This window comes from Pseudomonas sp. CIP-10, from assembly GCF_020911845.1.
Classification (GTDB): domain Bacteria; phylum Pseudomonadota; class Gammaproteobacteria; order Pseudomonadales; family Pseudomonadaceae; genus Aquipseudomonas; species Aquipseudomonas alloputida.
In genome coordinates this window covers 1991097-2010248 of sequence record NZ_CP087160.1, presented here as the reverse complement: position 1 = coordinate 2010248, position 19152 = coordinate 1991097, and the positions used below count along the sequence as shown (strand labels likewise).

The 19152-nt window shown below is 61.7% G+C and carries 18 protein-coding genes and 1 tRNA gene; 7 read left to right on the top strand and 12 right to left on the bottom strand.

All coding sequences use genetic code 11. From position 1 onward, the window contains the following. Positions 1-353 precede the first annotated feature (353 nt). The gene (locus tag LMH93_RS08960; protein WP_230065020.1) at positions 354-869 is read left to right on the top strand and encodes a DUF4880 domain-containing protein; all 516 of its coding nucleotides are present in this window, start codon (positions 354-356) and stop codon (positions 867-869) included. Positions 870-1542: 673 nt separating this feature from the next. Next, positions 1543-2220: a DsbA family protein gene (locus LMH93_RS08955; protein WP_185279584.1), complete on the top strand. Its 678-nt coding sequence runs from the start codon at positions 1543-1545 to the stop codon at positions 2218-2220. 157 nt (positions 2221-2377) lie between these two features. Here LMH93_RS08955 and LMH93_RS08950 read toward each other — a convergent pair. The 7 genes from LMH93_RS08950 to LMH93_RS08920 form a co-directional block, all read right to left on the bottom strand. Continuing rightward, positions 2378-2453: transfer RNA gene (locus LMH93_RS08950), tRNA-Gly, on the bottom strand. 63 nt (positions 2454-2516) lie between these two features. Then, entirely contained in the window at positions 2517-3077 is a 561-nt protein-coding gene (gene pgsA / locus LMH93_RS08945) for a CDP-diacylglycerol--glycerol-3-phosphate 3-phosphatidyltransferase (protein ID WP_003251374.1), read from the bottom strand. 33 nt (positions 3078-3110) lie between these two features. After that, positions 3111-4934 carry an excinuclease ABC subunit UvrC gene (gene uvrC / locus LMH93_RS08940; RefSeq protein WP_003251376.1) on the bottom strand — a complete coding sequence of 608 codons (1824 nt, stop codon included), beginning with the start codon at positions 4932-4934 and terminating at the stop codon, positions 3111-3113. 6 nt (positions 4935-4940) lie between these two features. Beyond that, positions 4941-5579 carry a response regulator transcription factor GacA gene (gene gacA, locus LMH93_RS08935; RefSeq protein ID WP_003251380.1) on the bottom strand — a complete coding sequence of 213 codons (639 nt, stop codon included), beginning with the start codon at positions 5577-5579 and terminating at the stop codon, positions 4941-4943. A gap of 63 nt (positions 5580-5642) precedes the next feature. Continuing rightward, complete coding sequence (locus tag LMH93_RS08930) at positions 5643-6032, bottom strand: helix-turn-helix domain-containing protein (RefSeq protein WP_003251382.1); 390 nt, start codon at positions 6030-6032, stop codon at positions 5643-5645. 107 nt (positions 6033-6139) lie between these two features. Beyond that, entirely contained in the window at positions 6140-6583 is a 444-nt protein-coding gene (locus tag LMH93_RS08925) for a GNAT family N-acetyltransferase (RefSeq protein ID WP_019750877.1), read from the bottom strand. 10 nt (positions 6584-6593) lie between these two features. After that, complete coding sequence (locus LMH93_RS08920) at positions 6594-6980, bottom strand: DUF488 domain-containing protein (RefSeq protein ID WP_003251388.1); 387 nt, start codon at positions 6978-6980, stop codon at positions 6594-6596. 128 nt (positions 6981-7108) lie between these two features. Between LMH93_RS08920 and LMH93_RS08915 the strand changes: the two genes are divergently transcribed. Beyond that, on the top strand, positions 7109-8725 hold the full coding sequence (locus LMH93_RS08915) for an inorganic phosphate transporter (RefSeq protein WP_230065019.1): 1617 nt from the start codon (positions 7109-7111) through the stop codon (positions 8723-8725). A 373-nt stretch (positions 8726-9098) separates the two neighbouring features. Here the strand turns inward: LMH93_RS08915 and LMH93_RS08910 are convergent, their stop codons facing one another. The 3 genes from LMH93_RS08910 to LMH93_RS08900 all read right to left on the bottom strand — a co-directional run bounded on the left by LMH93_RS08910 (position 9099) and on the right by LMH93_RS08900 (position 11819). Further along, positions 9099-9794 carry a glutathione S-transferase N-terminal domain-containing protein gene (locus tag LMH93_RS08910; protein ID WP_003251392.1) on the bottom strand — a complete coding sequence of 232 codons (696 nt, stop codon included), beginning with the start codon at positions 9792-9794 and terminating at the stop codon, positions 9099-9101. 87 nt (positions 9795-9881) lie between these two features. Further along, positions 9882-10379 carry a PaaI family thioesterase gene (locus LMH93_RS08905; protein ID WP_003251394.1) on the bottom strand — a complete coding sequence of 166 codons (498 nt, stop codon included), beginning with the start codon at positions 10377-10379 and terminating at the stop codon, positions 9882-9884. Between the two features lie 57 nt (positions 10380-10436). Next, positions 10437-11819, bottom strand: coding sequence for an amino acid permease (locus tag LMH93_RS08900; protein WP_003251396.1), 1383 nt, complete (start codon positions 11817-11819; stop codon positions 10437-10439). A 257-nt stretch (positions 11820-12076) separates the two neighbouring features. Here LMH93_RS08900 and gcvA point away from each other — a divergent pair, with 257 nt between their 5' ends. Beyond that, a complete protein-coding gene (gene gcvA / locus LMH93_RS08895; RefSeq protein ID WP_003251398.1) occupies positions 12077-12973 on the top strand; it encodes a transcriptional regulator GcvA in 897 nt (298 codons plus the stop codon). Positions 12974-13153: 180 nt separating this feature from the next. After that, positions 13154-14404 carry a 2-aminoadipate transaminase gene (locus tag LMH93_RS08890; RefSeq protein WP_003251401.1) on the top strand — a complete coding sequence of 417 codons (1251 nt, stop codon included), beginning with the start codon at positions 13154-13156 and terminating at the stop codon, positions 14402-14404. 3 nt (positions 14405-14407) lie between these two features. Here the strand turns inward: LMH93_RS08890 and LMH93_RS08885 are convergent, their stop codons facing one another. Next, positions 14408-14710 carry a hypothetical protein gene (locus LMH93_RS08885; protein ID WP_014590324.1) on the bottom strand — a complete coding sequence of 101 codons (303 nt, stop codon included), beginning with the start codon at positions 14708-14710 and terminating at the stop codon, positions 14408-14410. Between the two features lie 211 nt (positions 14711-14921). On the opposite strand from LMH93_RS08885, the gene LMH93_RS08880 reads away from it, so the two are divergent. Both LMH93_RS08880 and fusA read left to right on the top strand, forming a co-directional pair. Further along, positions 14922-15347: a hypothetical protein gene (locus tag LMH93_RS08880; RefSeq protein WP_014755923.1), complete on the top strand. Its 426-nt coding sequence runs from the start codon at positions 14922-14924 to the stop codon at positions 15345-15347. 73 nt (positions 15348-15420) lie between these two features. Then, entirely contained in the window at positions 15421-17532 is a 2112-nt protein-coding gene (gene fusA / locus LMH93_RS08875) for an elongation factor G (protein ID WP_004576937.1), read from the top strand. Positions 17533-17644: 112 nt separating this feature from the next. On the opposite strand, the gene LMH93_RS08870 is transcribed toward fusA, so the two are convergent. After that, entirely contained in the window at positions 17645-19087 is a 1443-nt protein-coding gene (locus tag LMH93_RS08870; RefSeq protein ID WP_020191995.1) for a SulP family inorganic anion transporter, read from the bottom strand. Positions 19088-19152 lie beyond the last annotated feature (65 nt).

The window sequence follows — 19152 nt, the reverse complement described above, 5'->3', positions numbered from 1 at the left end:
TTTTACCGGATTAGCGAAAATTCATTTGACTGGCAAATGATAACGATTATTATTGCACTCAGCTGATCGCGAGATCCGCTGGATAACCTGAAAGCTTAGGTCGCTCTCAGATTATCTCCTCATCAGGCTAATCACGGTTTTTGACCCGGCTTTTTGCCGGGTCTTTTTTTTGGCTCTTCAGGCTAATGAAGATCGTGATGGCGCGCATGATAGCAAAGGTGTTTCAGGGCGTGAACGCTCGTTACAAAACTTTGCGGAATCAGCACTTGAGAATCAATCTCGTTTCACCTACGCTGGTTCAGCATCAAGGAAGATGCCCCCTCCCTCCCCCTTTATAGAGCAAGGAGCTGTCCATGACCCGTCTGCTGCTGCCCCTTGAGCACCCCAATCCTGTTGCCGAGCATGACGCCGACGATGCACTGCTGCACGCACTGAAGCGGCTACCACGGCGCGTACAGCAAGTATTCCTGCTCAACCGCCTCGATCAGCTGGACTTCGCCAGCATCGCTGCGCGCCTTGACCTGCCACTGGCGAGTATCGAGCGCAACATGGGCCAGGCGCTGCAGGCTGGCCGCTCGCGCCGGGATGTGCTGGCGAGCGTGGCCGGGCAATGGTATGTGCGCTTGCAGAGCCCGCAGGTGACGGCGTGCGAGCGTATCGACTTCCGCCGCTGGCTGGATGCCGATACGGCAAACTTGCAAGCGTTTCACGATACGGAACTGCGGTGGCGCAGCCTGCTGGTGCCGGCACGGCAACTGGGCCATGACGGCTGGTATCGGCAAGGCCGGGCGGCGCTGTCGCTGGGCAGCTGCTCGGTTGCGGTCGGGCTGGGTGTGGCGGCGTTGGTGCTGGTTGGGTTCTGGGCTTGATCAGCGCTTAGGCAAGTCGGACTCTCCGTACTGCATCGAGTAAACTCGTTCAGGATAGGGGGGCGGTCCAAAGTGGAAATGGCAAACATCAGCGAGAATGCCATGCTCCTTAAGAACCTGCACAATCATCTGCTCGCCGTCATCGCCTGGAAAATCCGTTGATTCGTGCGTCAATCCAGATACGCAAGACAAGGCAACAGGACCAGAGAGTAACGCTTCAGCCGCTTGCCCGATTCGCCTTGGCCTACCTGAGGAATCAAACCGCGAATCCCCTCGCCAGCAAAACCGAAGCTCAGAAAAGCAGGCTGATTGAGCAGGGCTTCCAGGTTCAGCCTTGCACCTGCGCTGACGCATGCTGCCTGCAGGCCATGCGTTTCAAGGGGTAGAGGGACATTGTGTGAATTTACTTCCACACCGCCGCGGCGCCACTTCTATCGAAAGCGTTCAACCCCACAGCGTCCATCGTTGAAACAAAGGAGTAGCCGTTGTTCCGCACCGTGCCACCCGTTCATATCTGGCACTGGCGATGACGGAACCTGTAGAGGAAGCCAGCGTCATAGCCTCATGCAGCAACTCGGCATCAGTGGACTCGATGCCGCCCTCCGCATGACTCAGGATGGAAACGGCGCACCGGTTTCGAGCCGTTCGATCTGGAATTGCCAAGAGCAACAACATGCGCAAACGGATGAGTGCAACCAACCTAAAGTGGGCCTGCGGCTGGCTCGCAGCCGCGGTTTTGGCATTGTGCTGGTGGCTGCCGCTACCTTTTCGTTCCACCGCCGATGATGGCCCGCCGCGGATCTACGGCAACCCCGAAGCGCGCTTCACCCTCACCCTCTACGCCGACCTCGAATGCCCGCACTGCCAGGCCTACCTGCCGCAATTGCAGCGCTGGATCGTCACCAACGATCACGTCAACCTGGCCTGGCATCACCTGCCCCTCCCCCAGCATGAACCGGCCGCCAGTCGGGAAGCGCGACTGATCGAATGCATGGGCCAGCGTGAGGGGCGCGAAGGCGTTTGGGGGACGGTGCTCTGGGTCTACCTGCATACTCAAGGCAACGGCCGTGGGTTGGCTGCTGGACACGACTATCCGGACATCGGCCCGTCCCTGCAACGCTGCCTGGCCGGCGAACGGGCTGCCCAAGTCGTGGACACGCAAAAAGCGCAAACCTTGGAGAACGGATTCAACGCCACCCCCACGCTGCGCCTGACCGACAATCACACCCAGCACACCCTGATCCTGGAAGACCCAATCGATCCCGATGCCTTGCTGTCCGCAGTGGACCTGTTGAGCGCAGCCGAGATCTTTGAAATGCCCGCTGACGTGATCAGCGATATGTCCAGGTAGCCCACGGCGTCACGGCCAGGGCGCCGCGTTGTGGTGTTTGTACTTGAATTTCGTGGAGGGAGGGGATTGAGGCAGAATGCATTCGAACGAAAAAAGGCCCCGAAGGGCCTTTTTTCAACGACTTACAGACTTCGACTGAAACCTGTAGATCTTTATTTGGAGCGGGAAACGAGACTCGAACTCGCGACCCCGACCTTGGCAAGGTCGTGCTCTACCAACTGAGCTATTCCCGCGTCGTGATGGGTGCCATTCTAGCGATTTCTAAAACAGCGTCAACCCCTTGATTCAAAAAACTTTTATTTTTTTTCCGAGCCTTCGCGCAGGTGCGGCCAGGCGGCCAGCAGGTAGTGCACCATCGACCACAGCGTCAGCCCCGCTGCCACCAGCAGCAGCCCGTAGCCCAGGATCACCCAGAAGGTCACCGCCGGTGGGTTGCCCAGCAGGATCACCAGCGCCAGCATCTGCGCCGCAGTCTTCCACTTACCGAGGTTGGACACCGCCACATGCGCCCGCGCGCCTAGCTCAGCCATCCACTCGCGCAGCGCAGACACCACGATCTCGCGGCCGATGATGACCGCGGCGGGCAGGGTCAGCCAGAAGTTGGCGTGGGTCTGCACCAGCAGCACCAGGGCCACTGCCACCATCAGCTTGTCGGCCACCGGGTCGAGGAAGGCGCCGAACGGCGTGCTCTGCTGCAGTCGACGCGCCAGGTAGCCGTCCAGCCAATCGGTGGCGGCGGCTACGGCGAATACGCTGCTGGCGGCCATGTAACTCCACTGATAGGGCATGTAGAACAGCAGAATGAAGCACGGAATGAGCAGGACGCGTAGAACGGTGAGCAGGTTTGGAATATTCATCGGTACGACTGGCTGCAAGTTGAGCCCGGCATTCTACTCGCTATGCAGGCTGGCATAAATCGACTCGGCAAGCTTTTTACTGATGCCGGGGGCTTTGGCGATTTCATCGATACTGGCGCGGTTGAGCTCCTGCAGGCCGCCGAAATGTTTCAGCAGGTCGCGGCGGCGCTTGGGCCCTACCCCGGCCACATCTTCAAGGCTGGAGACTCGACGGGCCTTGCCACGGCGGGCGCGGTGGCCGGTGATAGCGAAGCGGTGGGCTTCGTCGCGGATCTGTTGGATCAGGTGCAACGCCGATGAATCGCCCTTGAGGGTAAATTCGTGATGCACATCGTTCAGGTACAGGGTTTCGAAACCCGCCTTGCGTGTAACGCCCTTGGCCACACCCAGCAGGGTGAGGTCGGTGAAGCCCAGCGCCTGCATCACATCGCGGGCCATGTTCAGCTGGCCCTTGCCGCCGTCCACCAGCAGCACGTCGGGCAGCTTGCCCTCGCCGTCCTTGATGCGCCCATAGCGACGGGTCAGGGCCTGATGCATGGCTGCGTAATCGTCACCTGCAGTGACACCTTCGATGTTGAAGCGGCGGTAGTCGGACTTGATCGGCCCTTCGGGGCCGAACACCACGCAACTGGCCACGGTCGCTTCACCACTGGAGTGGCTGATGTCGTAGCATTCCAGGCGTTGCGGCACTTCGTCCAGGCCCAGCACTTCGGCCAGGGCTTCGAAGCGCGCAGCCATGTGCTGGCGGTTGGCCAGGCGGGCATTCAGCGCCTGCTCGGCATTGGTCACGGCCAGTTGCTGCCAGCGGGCGCGGGTGCCGCGCACCCGGTGGCTGATGGTCAGTTCGCGGCCACGCAGCGTGTGCAACGCTTCGGTGATGGCGTTGAAGTCTTCGTGAACAACGTTGACGATCAACTCACCGGGCAGCTCGCGCTCTGCGTTGCCCAGATAGTACTGGGACAGGAATGCGGCCATGACCTCGGCCACCTCCTCCTCGATGCCCACCTGCGGGAAGAAGTTCTTGCTGCCCAGTACTCGCCCGCCGCGCACGCTGATCAGGTGCACACAGGCACCACCCGGGTTGACGAAGGCGGCGATGACGTCGACATCGCCGCTGCCGCCCTCGATGTACTGCTGGTCCTGCACGCGGCGCAACAAGGCGATCTGGTCGCGCAGCTCGGCGGCTTTTTCGAAATCGAGGGCCATGGCGGCCTTCTCCATCTCGGCGTTCAACTCATTGCCCAGTTGCTGGCTACGCCCTTCCAGAAACATCACCGAATGGCGCACGTCTTCTGCGTATTCCTCGGCAGTCACCAGGTCGGTGCAGGGCCCTTTGCAGCGCTTTATCTGGTACTGCAGGCATGGCCGGGTGCGGTTGGCGTAGTAGCTGTCTTCGCACTGACGCACAGAAAAGGCCTTTTGCAGCAGGCTGAGGCTTTCGCGAATGGCCCCGGCGCTGGGGTACGGGCCAAAGTAACGGCCCTTGGCCTTTTTCGCCCCACGGTGAATGCCCAGGCGCGGGAACTCGCCATCGGACAGAAACACGTAGGGGTAGGACTTATCGTCGCGCAGCAGGATGTTGTAAGGCGGCCGCCACTCCTTGATCAGGTTCTGCTCCAGCAGCAACGCCTCGGTTTCGTTGGCGGTGATGGTGGTTTCAACCTGGGCGATGCGCGCAACCAGCGCGGCGGTCTTGGGCGCAAGGCCAGCCTTGCGGAAATAGCTGGCCAGGCGTTTCTTCAGGTTCTTGGCCTTGCCCACGTAAAGCAGCCGGGCTTCGCCGTCGAACATCCGGTAAACGCCCGGGCGACCGCTGCAGGTCGCCAGGAATGCGCTGGCATCAAAGACTTGGGACATGAGGTTTTACAGGCTTGCGTCAACCATACCGTGGCGAACGGCCAGCAAGGTCAATTCGACGTCGCTGGTGACCGAGAGTTTTTCAAAGATCCGATAACGGTAAGTATTGACGGTCTTGGGCGAGAGGCACAACTTGTCGGAGATGATCTGCACTTTCTGGCAGCCGACAATCATCAGGGCAATCTGGATTTCCCGCTCGGACAGCGCGTCGAACGGCGAGCCCTGCGGCTGGAACGGTTTCAGCGCCAACTGCTGGGCGATCTGTGGGCTGATATAGCGCTGGCCGGCAAAGGCCAGACGAATGGCCTGAACCATTTCGTCAAGGCCTGCACCCTTGGTCAGGTAGCCGGCAGCGCCGGCCTGCAACAAGCGTGTGGGGAACGGGTCTTCCTCGCACACCGTCACCGCCACTACCTTGATGTCAGGGTGGCTGCGCAGCAGCTTGCGGGTGGCCTCCAGGCCGCCGATGCCGGGCATTTTCACATCCATCAGCACAACGTCCGGTTTCAGCTCCCGGGCCAGTTTCAGCGCCGACTCGCCGGAATCTCCCTCACCCACCACCTGCAGGCCGTCGATGTCGGCCAACATGCGTGTAATACCGGTTCGTACCAGATCGTGATCATCGACCACTAAGACCCTAATCAAGCACACACCTCGTCAGCAGGGCGATTGGATCCCGCCACCTTAACAAAATTTTTCACGGTGGGCCTAACGCATTGCTTCCGTCAGAAACGACTGACGTTGGACTGTGAGAGGCCTCACTATTTGCCGGGGCGTGGCGTCGTTGGCCAACCGCCCCAAAAGGTGCAAGAGCGCCGCCTGATCATCCGACCGCAATTTCCGAAAAGCCCCCAGCAAACCGGACTCATCCGTGTTCAAACCTTCGTGCGCTGCCGGGGTGCGCAGGCCGCTGAGGACATACAACGCATCCACGCCCCGGGTCGCCAATGCCGCCAGGTAATCTAGCCGCGGCGTGCGCTCACCGCTTTCGTACTTGCCCTGAGCGTTGGGCTCGACGCCACCGATATCGCCAAATACACGCTGGGTCATACCCAGCCGCTCACGCTCTTCCCGCAGCCGTGGACCGATTCCGTTCATAGGGGCTTCTCCTTTTCCCTTATCCTCTCAAGTACCGCCTGCCCGCCTGCAGGCAGCCGTAAAGGTGCGGATCCACTATGCCCATGCTCTGCGGTCGCGACAAGCCATCATTTAGCTACTACGTTGATATCCCGCTGCATCCGCACAAAGCATTCGTCTTCACCCATTTCGACGAAGCCGTGACGCTGGTACAGCAGGCGGGCCGGGTTGCTGCGGAACACCATCAGCCGCAACAGGGGAAGGCGCCGCTGCCTGGCCCACAGCGCCAGCTCTTCCAGCACCCAGCTACCGACCCCTCGCCCACGGTACTCAGGCAACAGGTGCAACTCGCGGATGAACAGCGCCTGGCGGTCCTGGCTGAGGCTGCAAAAACCCAACAGCGTGTCGCCTTCTATCACCAGCCACTGCTCGCGCCAGCCCCAGGCTGCGTCGAAGGCGTCCTCGATCCACAGCAGGTCGAATTCACGGTAGTAGGGCAACATGGCGCGGCGCGTAAGGTCGCGGGCGAAGGTGCAGTGGATATCTTGGGCGGGAATCAACTGTAAGGGCATCGCATCGCGCTCATTGGGCATAACACACTGGCGAACTGCCAGGGCCACACCTGTCCAGTTCGTTTTCCAACCAGTCGGCCAGCACCCGGGCATTGTTGTGCTCGCTGTCCTTGCCGGCATAAAGCAATGTCAGCGTCCCCTTCCTGGCCATGTCCAGCAGCGGGTACCAGTGTTCGGGGTGGGCCGCCAGCGCTTGCTGGTACCGCTGGGTAAAACCGGCGAAATCCACTTCACCCTGATGGAACGCCTTACGCAATTCATTCGAAGGTGCCACTTCGCGCAACCACTGCCCATGGAGGTCTTCCTTGCGTTTGTTGCGCGGCCAAAGGCGGTCGACCAGCACACGCTGGCCATCTTCATCCTCAACCGCATCATAGACACGTTTGCAGCGAATCATGGGCGTCTCCTGCCATTACCGTCCGTCTTGAGCCTAGATAATTCATTGATCGAGGTCACGGCCGGGTTACGAATTGTTTCTATGCTCAAGGCCTTCGGCACTTTCGCCCAACGCCAACCGGAGCCCCCATGGCAACCCCGTCAGTGGCCAGCAGCCCACTACTGGCCAAACACGACGCTCGCCCGCAGCTCTCCCACAAACCTGGGCGTGCCACCTTAACGTTGTTCTTCAGCCTGCTGCTGGCGGGTATCGCCTACACCGCCTGGAGCCTCAAGCAGGATGTGACCGCAAGCGGTACGGTCATCACCACGGCCACACCGTTCCTTCTGCTGGGCCTGGCGCTGGTGATTGCCCTGGGCTTCGAGTTCGTCAACGGCTTCCACGACACCGCCAACGCGGTAGCCACCGTGATATACACCCATTCATTGCCGGCGCCGGTAGCGGTGGTGTGGTCTGGGCTGTGCAATTTCCTGGGCGTGCTTTTTTCCAGTGGCGCGGTGGCTTTCGGCATCATCGCCTTGCTACCGGTAGAACTGATTCTGCAGGTGGGTTCTTCGGCCGGCTTCGCCATGGTCTTCGCCCTGCTGCTGGCGGCGATCATCTGGAACCTTGGCACCTGGTGGCTGGGCCTGCCGGCATCGTCCTCGCACACCCTGATTGGCTCGATCATCGGCGTGGGCGTGGCCAATGCGCTGATGCATGGGCGTGACGGCACCAGCGGCGTGGACTGGGCCCAGGCCAGCAAGGTGGGTTATGCCCTGCTGTTCTCACCGCTGATCGGTTTTGCTTGTGCAGCCCTGCTGCTGCTGGCCCTGCGCGCGCTGGTCAAACGCAAGGCGCTTTACCAGGCACCGGAAGGCCAAACACCGCCACCGTGGTGGATCCGCAGCCTACTGATTCTGACCTGCACCGGGGTCTCTTTTGCCCACGGCTCCAACGATGGCCAGAAAGGCATGGGGCTGATCATGCTGATTCTGGTCGGCACCCTGCCGATGGCCTATGCGCTGAACAAGACCATGCCCAACGCGCAGGCCCTGCAGTTTTCCGCCGTCGCCGAGGTGACCCGCCAGGCACTGGTGCGCAGCAACCCGCAAGCGGCCCCGGCTGACTCGCGCCAGGTGCTTACCCTGTTCATTGCCGAGCCCAAGGCCAGCCCGCACCTGGTACCGGCATTGGCGGCGCTGACCGGGATGATCGGCGAAGAGGTCAAAGGCTATGGCTCGCTCAACCGCGTACCGGCTGAAGCCATGGCCAACGTGCGCAACGACATGTACCTGACCAGTGAAGCCATCCGCCTCATGGAGAAAAACCACCTGGTGACATTCGATGCCGACACCCGCAGCCAAGTGCTGTTGTTCAAGGCCCAGCTGGACGACGCCACCCGCTATATTCCGTTGTGGGTGAAGGTGGCTGTAGCCATCGCGCTCGGGCTGGGGACCATGGTTGGCTGGCGGCGTATTGTGGTCACCGTTGGCGAGAAGATCGGCAAGACCCACCTCAGCTATGCCCAAGGCGCATCGGCTGAAGTGGTGGCGATGTGCACCATTGGCGCGGCGGATATGTTCGGGTTGCCGGTGTCGACCACGCATGTGCTGAGTTCGGGGGTGGCCGGCGCCATGGTCGCCAATGGGTCGGGGATTCAGAAACGCACGTTGTTCAATCTGCTGATGGCCTGGGTGCTGACCCTGCCAGCGGCAATGCTGTTGGCTGGCAGCCTGTACTGGCTGCTGAACCACATCTTCTGAACCTGTACGCCGTCGGATGTAATCGATGGACTCGCCCAATCTCCGGCATGTGTCCACCACCTTGGTAGGAGCGGGTTTACCCGCGAATACGGTAGCCGCGGCAACCGTGAACAGCGGGTGGAGATTGGCCAGCAGGCCCGGCCCTTTCGCGGGTAAACCCGCTCCTACACGACGGCCTGCGCCCAATCTCCGGCATGCGTCCACCAACGTGGTAGGAGCGGGTTTACCCGCGAATACGGTAGCGGCGGCAACGGTGAACGGCGGGTGGAGATTGGCCAGCAGGCCCGGCCCTTTCGCGGGCGAACCCGCGCCTACGGGCGACCGCGCAGGCCTTTCAACGTTTGCACAAGGCAGTTGTCCCTACACAGGTTGATCAGCCCGGGATTTTCAGGCCACGCTGCACGGCTGGCCGCTCGAGGAAATTCGCCAGCACGCGCTGCACTTCCTTGAACTGGTCGAAGCCCACCAGGTCACGGGCGTTGTAGCGCTCCACCAGGTTGCGCACCCAAGGGAAGATGGCTATGTCGGCAATGCTGTATTCCTCAGCCATCCACTGCCGACCTTTCAAATGCCGATCCAGCACGCCCAGCAGCCGCTTGGACTCGTTGACATAGCGGTCGCGCGGGCGCTTGTCTTCATATTCCTTGCCCGCAAAGAAATGGAAGAACCCGACCTGGCCGAACATCGGCCCGATGCCGCCCATCTGGAACATCAGCCACTGCAGGGTCTGGTAGCGCTGGGCGGGGTCCTGGCTGAGCAGCTGGCCGCTCTTCTCCGCCAGGTACTGCAAGATCGCCCCCGACTCGAACAGCGGCAGCGGCTGACCGCCCGGCCCGTTCGGGTCGAGGATGGCGGGGATCTTGTTGTTCGCGCTGAGCGAGATGAACTCGGGGCTCAATTGGTCATCGTTGTCGAAGCTGACCTTGTGCGCCTCGTAAGCCAAGCCAATCTCTTCGAGCATGATCGACACCTTCACCCCGTTGGGCGTCGGCAGCGAGTACAACTGCAGGCGTTCGGGATGTTTGGCGGGCCATTTGCGGGTAATGGGGAAAGCACTGAGTTCGGTCATGATCAACCTTGCCAAGGGAATGAGCCTGTCACTCTAGAGACATCCCCAGCCGCTGACCATCACCGACCACTCATCAGCGTTGGCAGCTCAGGCCTGGCCGTGGGCCTTGAGCTTGAGCTTTTCGGTATCGACGCGGACAAACACGGAGTCGGCCGTCACCGTCAGTACATCCTCTGCCCAGACTTCGCAGATGACCCGGCTCTTGCGCCCCACTTCGCCTTCGACACGCGCCTTGAGCAACAGCTCGACGCCCATCGGCGTAGGTTTCAGGTAGGTCAGGTTGAGCGTGCCGGTAACGCAGTCGATACGCGGCAGGCTGCCCGGTTCTCGGCCTTCGTTACGGTAGTGGTAGGCCATCGCCGTCCAGTTGGAGTGGCAGTCGACCAGCATCGCCAGCAGGCCACCGTAAACCAGGCCAGGCCAGCCAATGAAGGTGCTGTCGGGCGAGTGCCGGCACACCAGGTGAACACCGTCGGCGTCCCAGTGGCTTTGCAGGTGCAGGCCGCTGGGGTGGGAACAGCCGCAGCCATAGCAAGTACCCTCAGGGGCCGCGAGGGCTTGAAGGGAAAGTGTGTGATCAGTCATACGCTTCCTGTGCTTGTTGGAATGGGGGCGCGCAACGCCCCCATTAAAGCAGAAACATCAGACCGTCTGGGCAACCATCTTCGTACGTCGCTGGGTCAGCGAAACCAGCAGGATGAACGCGGTCACCCCGGCAGTCATCAGCGTCTCATAGCGGTAGGCATCGCTGAACAGCATGTAGCCCAGCACCATGACGATGGTGCCGATCACCAGCCAGGTCAGCCATGGGAACAGCCACATCTTCAGTTCCAGCGGGCGCCCTTCACGCTCGGCACGGGCACGCATGCGCAGCTGCGACACGGCAATGACCAGGTACACCAGCAAAGCGATGGCGCCAGTGGTCGACAGCAGGAAGCCAAACACCTTGCCCGGGAACACATAGTTGACGAGGCAGCCAGCGAAACCCGCCAGGGTCGAGAAGATCACTGCCACGGTCGGCACGCCGGAACCGGAGATGCGCTTGGTCACGCTCAGCGCCTGGCCACGCGCGCCAAGCGAATAGAGCATGCGCGACGCCGTGTACAGCCCCGAGTTCATGCAACTTGTCACCGCCACCAGCACCACCAGGTCAACCAGCAACTTGGCGCCCGGCACGTTCAGCACTTCCAGTACACGCTGGAACGACCCTACTGCTTTCAGCCCGGGGTCGTTCCAGGCCACCAGCGACACCACCAGGAAGATCGACGCCAGGTAGAAAATGGCGATGCGGTACACCACCAGGTTGGTGGCGCGGCGAATCTTGTCTTTCGGGTTGGCGGTTTCGTCCGCCGCGATGGTGACAATTTCGGCACCGAAGAACGAGAAGATGGTGATCAGCACGCCCCCAAGCACCGTCCCGAACCCATTGGGCATGAAACCACCGCTGTCCCACAGTCGGCTGACCCCGGAGACCTCGGCCAGCGGCCAGAAACCGAACACCGCCAAGGTGCACACCCCGATGAAGCCAATGATCGCGACCACCTTGACCAACGCGAACCAGTACTCGAAAGCACCGAAGTTCTTCACGCTGACCAGGTTGGTGCCCGACAGCACCAGCATGATCAGGAAGGCGAACAGCCAGGACGGCACGCCAGGGAAGTAGGCATGCAGGATGTCAGCACCGGCAATGGCTTCCACCGGAATGATCAACACCCAGAACCACCAGTACAGCCAGCCAATGGTAAAGCCCGCCCAAGGCCCGATGGCCTCCGAGGCGTAGGTGGAAAAAGAGCCGCTGTTGGGGTTTGCGATGGCCATTTCACCCAGCATGCGCATCACCAGCAAGACCAGCAGGCCAGTCATGGCGTAGGAGATGAGGATGGCCGGGCCGGCGGTGGCAATGGCGTTGGAGGACCCGATGAACAGCCCGGCGCCGATGATGCCGGCAATGGAGATCATGGAAACCTGACGGGAAGTCAGGCCGTGCTGCAGTGAGCGCTGTTTCTTGTTGTCTTGCGAAGCCATGAAGAACCCTCGAATGGGTCGGCCGCAGCAAAGCGGCTGAAGGTCTGAGCAGAATTCTTATAAATTTCTGATGTGTGTTGTTGTTGTTTTTTGCAGATGACCGAAGCGGGTATTGACCTCCTCTTCGCATGACCGGTTGTAATCGTTGATCCAGGTCAGTATTAATCTATAGGCCGGGGTCAACAAACGACCTTTTCGAACCACATAATTCCTTTATGGAATGAACTCCTTCCTTTTTTGCTCGGTATTCACCCGTCATGTCCAAACGCCTGATGCCTTCGACCACCGCCCTTCAGTGCTTCGAAGCGGCCGCTCGCCACCTCAGCTTCACCCGCGCGGCCCAGGAACTGCACCTGACCCAGAGCGCCGTCAGCAAGCAGGTCGCGCAGCTTGAAGACATGCTCTCGCACTCGCTGTTCCAGCGCATTCGCCGGCGCCTGCACCTGACCCCGGCCGGCGCGCTGTACCTCACCGAAGTGAACAAGATCCTCACCCAGATCGACATATCCAGCCGCTACATCCTCAGCTACGGCGACGAAACCGAAGTGCTGCGCATCGCCACCCAGCCGACCTTCGGCGCCCGCTGGCTGGTGCCCCGGCTCAAGGGTTTTGGTGACCGCTACCCACGCATTCACCTGGATGTGCGCAACGAGCTGGAGCCATTCGACCTGGTACAGGCCAAGGCTGACGTCGCCTTTTTCTTCGGCCAGGGCACCTGGCCCGGGGCGACCTGCATCGAGTTGTTCAGCGAAGAAGTGGTGCCGGTGTGCAGCCCGCAGCTGCTGGCCAGCCACCGTTTCGACAGCGCCCAGGCATTGACTGAGCACCGCCTGTTGCAATGCGTGTCACGGCCGGAGGCCTGGCATGAGTGGTTCCTGGGGCTTGGCTTGCATAGCCAGAACAGCTACCACGGGCCGCGCTTCGACACGTTCTACCTGTGTATCCGCGCGGCCATCTCCGGCTGCGGCATAGCCCTGATTCCCCGCTATCTGGTGGCCGAAGAGCTGAGCGAAGGCAAGCTGGTGGTGGCCTGGGACCACCCTGTGGCAAGCAACGGGAGGCACTTCATTGCGCATGCCGAGCATGCGGCCGAAGTGCCCAAGATCAGGGCCTTCGTGCAGTGGATCCGGGAGCGGGTGGCTGAAGGCGATTGATTTGACCTGCCGTGGCCTCTGGTAGGAGCGGGCTTGCCCGCGAAGAGGCCGGCACAGCCAACCCAAAAAACCGGCCAGATCACGAATCCATGGAATGATCGCAATCGAATAATTCGTTTGCGGAATAACCCGCCGACACGCTTGGATAATAAGAAACTCGAACAAGGTCCGCGTGCCCCCATGAACCAGGAAAGTATCAGCCAATCCATTGCCATCGTTCACCCGATCACACTTTCCCATGGCCGTAACGCCGAAGTCTGGGACACTGACGGCAAACGTTACATCGACTTCGTCGGCGGTATCGGCGTGCTCAACCTGGGCCACTGCAACCCCGCTGTGGTCGAGGCCATCCAGGCTCAGGCCACCCGCCTGACCCACTACGCCTTCAACGCGGCCCCTCACGGCCCGTACCTGGCCCTGATGGAGCAACTGAGCCAGTTTGTGCCAGTCAGCTACCCACTGGCCGGCATGCTCACCAACAGCGGCGCGGAAGCGGCGGAAAACGCCCTGAAAGTGGCCCGCGGCGCCACCGGCAAACGCGCCATCATCGCGTTCGACGGCGGCTTCCATGGCCGCACCCTGGCCACCCTGAACCTCAATGGCAAGGTCGCCCCCTACAAGCAGCGGGTCGGCGAACTGCCCGGGCCGGTGTATCACCTGCCCTACCCTGGCGCGGATACCGGAGTTACCTGCGAGCAAGCGCTCAAGGCCATGGATCGCCTGTTCAGCGTCGAGCTGGCCGTGGAGGACGTCGCGGCGTTCATCTTCGAGCCGGTGCAGGGTGAAGGCGGCTTCCTTGCCCTGGACCCGGCCTTCGCCCAGGCCCTGCGCCGCTTCTGCGACGAGCGTGGCATCCTGATCATCATCGACGAGATCCAGTCGGGCTTCGGCCGCACCGGCCAGCGCTTCGCGTTTCCGCGCCTGGGTATCGAGCCCGACCTGCTGCTGCTGGCCAAGAGCATCGCTGGCGGTATGCCGCTGGGTGCAGTGGTCGGGCGCAAGGAATTGATGGCGGCGCTGCCCAAGGGCGGCCTGGGTGGCACCTATTCGGGCAACCCGATTGCCTGTGCGGCGGCCTTGGCCAGCCTGGCGCAGATGACCGACGAAAACGTTGCAACCTGGGGTGAACGGCAGGAACAGGCCATCGTCAGCCGTTATGAGCGCTGGAAGGCTTCGGGCCTGAGCCCGTACATCGGCCGCCTGACCGGCGTGGGCGCCATGCGAGGGATCGAGTTCGCCAATGCCGATGGCAGCCCGGCACCGGCACAACTGGCCAAGGTGATGGAAGCGGCCCGCGCCAAGGGCCTGCTGCTGATGCCCAGCGGCAAGGCGCGGCACATCATTCGCCTGCTGGCGCCGTTGACCATCGAGGCCGAGGTGCTCGAGGAAGGGCTGGATATCCTCGAGCAGTGCCTGGCAGAACTGAACTGAGGCTTACAGGCCGAGTTCTTCCGGGGTAAGCATGTCGGACTCGAAGGCGATCCAGCCGCCTTCCAGTTCGGCATGGCCGTTGACGATCGGGCCGTAATAGGTCAGGCCGTTCTCCAGGGTCACGCAAATGTGCGTGGCCGGTTTCTCAGGGGCCGCGAGCGTACCGACGAAATGCACCTTCTTCAGGGTTTCGGTCACCGCTTCCAGGCCCACGCGCATCTTGGGGTTTTCCGAAGCCTCGGTATCTCCGCCACGGTCTTCAGCGCTGATGGTCACGGTGGCGATGTACGGGTACTTGATGCTCAAACGGGGTTACCTCGGTGGGTGTATAGGCGTACGGGCGCGTAGAGTACGGCAGGCTGTCTCTGTTGTCTCTACTGGCCTTTTCGCGGGCACGCCCGCTCCCACAGGGATCGCATGTTGCTCAGGGTATGCAGGGCACCTGCGACAGGTGATCTGAATGCCCCGATCTGTTAGGGTGCCCGCCGATGCACGCCACACCACACGAGGATCCCGAGTGAGCGCCGAAGAACCCCTGATCGCCGACCTGTTCGAAGTCGACAAACGCCTGTCCCTCAAGCCCGTCGTGGACTTCAACAGCTACCTGCGCAATGCCTTCGGCGAGGGCCCATGCCGCTGCCACCGCTGCGTAGAAGGCGCCGACCAAAGCACCTACAGCCACGCGCACAACTTCACCTTCGAAGGCCGCCAGTGGCACCGCCGGTTCGCCACCACCGCCGGCAGCGACGTCGCCCAGGTGTTGAAAAAAGCCTGGCTGTCGTACACCAAGGCTGATCTCAACCTGGTCGGCGCGCTGGACCTGACCACCCTCAAGACCTTCACCGAGGCCGCCCTGCACACGCGCCTGCTGGCCTTGCTGCCGGCCAGCGGCCTGGCCCGTGAAGTAGATGGCCAGTGGATGCTGCAAGCCCAGGCCGACTGACGGCCCGGTGGCAGGGCAGGATTCCACCGGTCTGCTAACTTGGTGGAATCCGTCCACCCACAGGTAGTCCGCCATGGCCCGCACAACGCCCATCGAGCTGTACCGCAATATCGGCATCGTCGCCCACGTGGATGCCGGCAAGACCACGACCACCGAGCGGATCCTGTTCTACACCGGGGTCAACCACAAGATGGGCGAAGTGCACGATGGCGCGGCGACCATGGACTGGATGGCCCAGGAGCAGGAACGCGGCATCACCATCACCTCGGCGGCGACCACAGCGTTCTGGCAAGGCTCGACCAAGCAGTTCGCCCACAAGTACCGTTTCAACATCATCGACACCCCAGGCCACGTCGATTTCACCATCGAGGTGGAGCGCTCATTGCGCGTGCTCGATGGCGCGGTCGTGGTATTCAGCGGCGCGGACGGCGTCGAGCCGCAGTCCGAGACAGTCTGGCGCCAGGCCAACAAGTACCACGTGCCACGCTTGGCCTACATCAACAAGATGGACCGCCAAGGGGCCGACTTCCTGCGCGTGGTCAAGCAGATCGATCAACGCCTGGGGCACCACCCGGTGCCCATCCAGCTGGCCATCGGCAGCGAAGAAAACTTCATGGGCCAGATCGACCTGGTGAAGATGAAGGCCATCTACTGGAACGATGCCGACCAGGGCACCAGCTACCGCGAAGAAGAAATCCCCGCCGATCTGCAGGCGCTTGCCGACGAATGGCGCGCGCACATGATTGAAGCAGCCGCCGAGGCCAATGACGAACTGCTCAACAAGTTCCTCGAAGGCGAAGAGCTGAGCGTCGACGAAATCAAGGCCGGATTGCGCAAACGCACCATCGCTAACGAAATCGTGCCGACCATCCTCGGCTCCTCTTTCAAGAACAAGGGCGTGCCGCTGATGCTCGATGCGGTAATCGATTACCTGCCCGCCCCCTCGGAAATTCCTGCCATCCGCGGCACCGACCCGGACGATGAAGAAAAGCACCTGGAACGGCACGCCGACGACAAAGAGCCGTTCTCGGCACTGGCTTTCAAGATCGCCACCGACCCGTTCGTCGGCACCCTCACCTTCGCCCGCGTTTATTCTGGCGTGCTCAGTTCAGGCAATGCGGTACTCAACTCGGTCAAAGGCAAGAAGGAACGCATCGGCCGCATGGTGCAGATGCACGCCAACCAGCGCGCAGAAATCAAGGACGTGTGTGCCGGCGATATCGCCGCGCTGATCGGCATGAAAGACGTGACCACCGGTGACACCCTGTGCGACATGGACAAACCGATCATCCTCGAACGCATGGACTTCCCCGACCCGGTGATTTCCGTCGCAGTAGAGCCGAAAACCAAGGCCGACCAGGAAAAAATGGGTATCGCGCTGGGCAAGCTGGCCCAGGAAGACCCCTCATTCCGCGTGCGTACCGATGAAGAGACTGGCCAGACCATCATCTCGGGCATGGGCGAGCTGCACCTGGATATCATCGTCGACCGCATGCGCCGCGAGTTCAACGTCGAGGCCAACATCGGCAAGCCGCAGGTGGCCTACCGGGAAAAAATCCGCAATACCTGCGAGATCGAGGGGCGTTTCGTGCGCCAGTCCGGTGGCCGTGGCCAATACGGCCATTGCTGGATCCGGTTCGCCCCCGGTGATGAAGGCAAAGAAGGCCTGGAGTTCATCAACGAGATCGTCGGCGGCGTGGTACCCCGCGAGTACATCCCGGCAATCCAGAAGGGTATCGAAGAGCAAATGAAGAACGGCGTGCTTGCCGGCTACCCCCTGATCAACCTCAAGGCCGCCGTGTTCGATGGCTCGTACCACGATGTCGACTCCAACGAGATGGCCTACAAGATCGCCGCGTCAATGGCCACCAAGCAGTTGTCGCAGAAAGGCGGCGCAGTGTTGCTGGAGCCGGTGATGAAGGTAGAGGTGGTGACGCCCGAGGAATATCAGGGCGACATCCTCGGCGACTTGAGCCGACGTCGCGGCATGATCCAGGACGGTGATGAAACACCGGCAGGCAAGGTGATACGTGCCGAAGTGCCGCTGGGTGAAATGTTCGGCTACGCCACCTCGATGCGCTCGATGACCCAGGGCCGGGCCAGCTTCTCGATGGAGTTCACCCGCTATGCCGAGGCCCCGGCGAGCATTGCCGATGGCATCGTCAAGAAGAGCCGCGGAGAGTAAGTGGTTCTCCTGTGCCGGCCTCTTCGCGGGTAAACCCGCGCCTACAGGGGTATGCGATCCCCCGTAGGCGCGGGTTTACCCGCGAAGAAACCGACACAGACACCAACCGTTTTCAGTGCTGCTCGCCCGCCCGCTTCAACAGCTTCTTGCACCGCTCGGACAAATGCACCACGCGCAAATGCTTGCCCGCCTTGGCATAGCGCTCGCGCAGGGTTTTCAGCGCCGCAACCGCCGAATAGTCGACAAAGCTCAAATGCTGGCAATCCAGCGTGACCTGGGCCGGGTCCCCGGCCGTGTCGAACTGGTTGAGGAACGAGGTGGTCGAGGCAAAGAACAGCGTGCCATGCAGTTGATAACGCTTGCCGCCCTCCGCGTCCTCATGGGTGTCGGCATACAGCTCCCGCGCATGCTGCCAGGCAAAGTTGAGCGCAGCGATGATGATACCGAACAGCACCGCCATGGCCAGGTCGGTGAGCACCGTGACCACAGTCACCGCAACGATCGCCAGCACATCATTCACCGGCACCTTGTGCAACACCCGCAACGACGCCCAGGCAAAGGTCTGCTGGGCCACCACGAACATCACCCCAACCAGCGCCGCCAGGGGAATGCGCTCGATCAGCGGCGACAGGAACAGCACAAACAGCAGAATCATCACCCCGGCCACTACCCCCGACAACCGGCCCCGGCCATTGGAGCTGAGGTTGATCACCGTCTGCCCGATCATCGCGCAGCCGCCCATGCCGCCGCACAGGCCCGACACCATGTTCGCAGCGCCCAATGCCACACACTCGCGGTCCGGGAAGCCACGGCTCTCGGTGATCTCATCGGTCAGGTTGAGGGTGAGCAGGGTTTCCAGCAGGCCGACCATGGCCATCAGCACCGCGTAGGGGGCGATGATCTTCAGGGTCTCCAGATTCCAGGGCACATCCGGCAGTGCCAGCCCCGGTAGGCCACCGGCGATATGCGCCATGTCGCCCAGGGTGCGGGTAGGCAGCCCGAGCACGTACACCAGCAGGCCAACACCGAGGATCGCCACCAGGGCCGGTGGCACCGCACGGGTCAGTTTCGGCAGCACATAAACCACCGCCATGGTCAGCGCGACCAGGCCGATCATCAGGTACAGCGGCGTGCCACTGAGCCAGTGTTCGCCGTCCTTGAAATGCTCCAGCTGAGCCATGGCGATGACGATGGCCAGGCCGTTCACGAAGCCAAGCATGACCGGGTATGGCACCAGGCGCACCAGTTTGCCCAGACGCAGCAGGCCGAACAGGATCATCACCACACCGCCCAGCAGCACCGTGGCCAGCAGGTACTGCACGCCGTGCTGCACCACCAAGGCGACGATCACCACCGCCATCGAGCCGGCAGCGCCTGAGATCATCCCCGGCCGCCCGCCGAACAGCGCCGTCAGGGTACAAATGATGAACGCGCCATACAGGCCCATCAGCGGGTTGAGATGGGCCACCAGAGCAAAGGCGATGCACTCGGGGACCAAGGCAAACGAGGTAGTGAGGCCGGCGAGCAGGTCGGCGCGTAGTCGGGCGGGCTTCATGGGCTTCCTGTGGTGCAGTCCTGACGGACGATAGAAAAACGAGGGGCGCGATGTTACGGAATTTG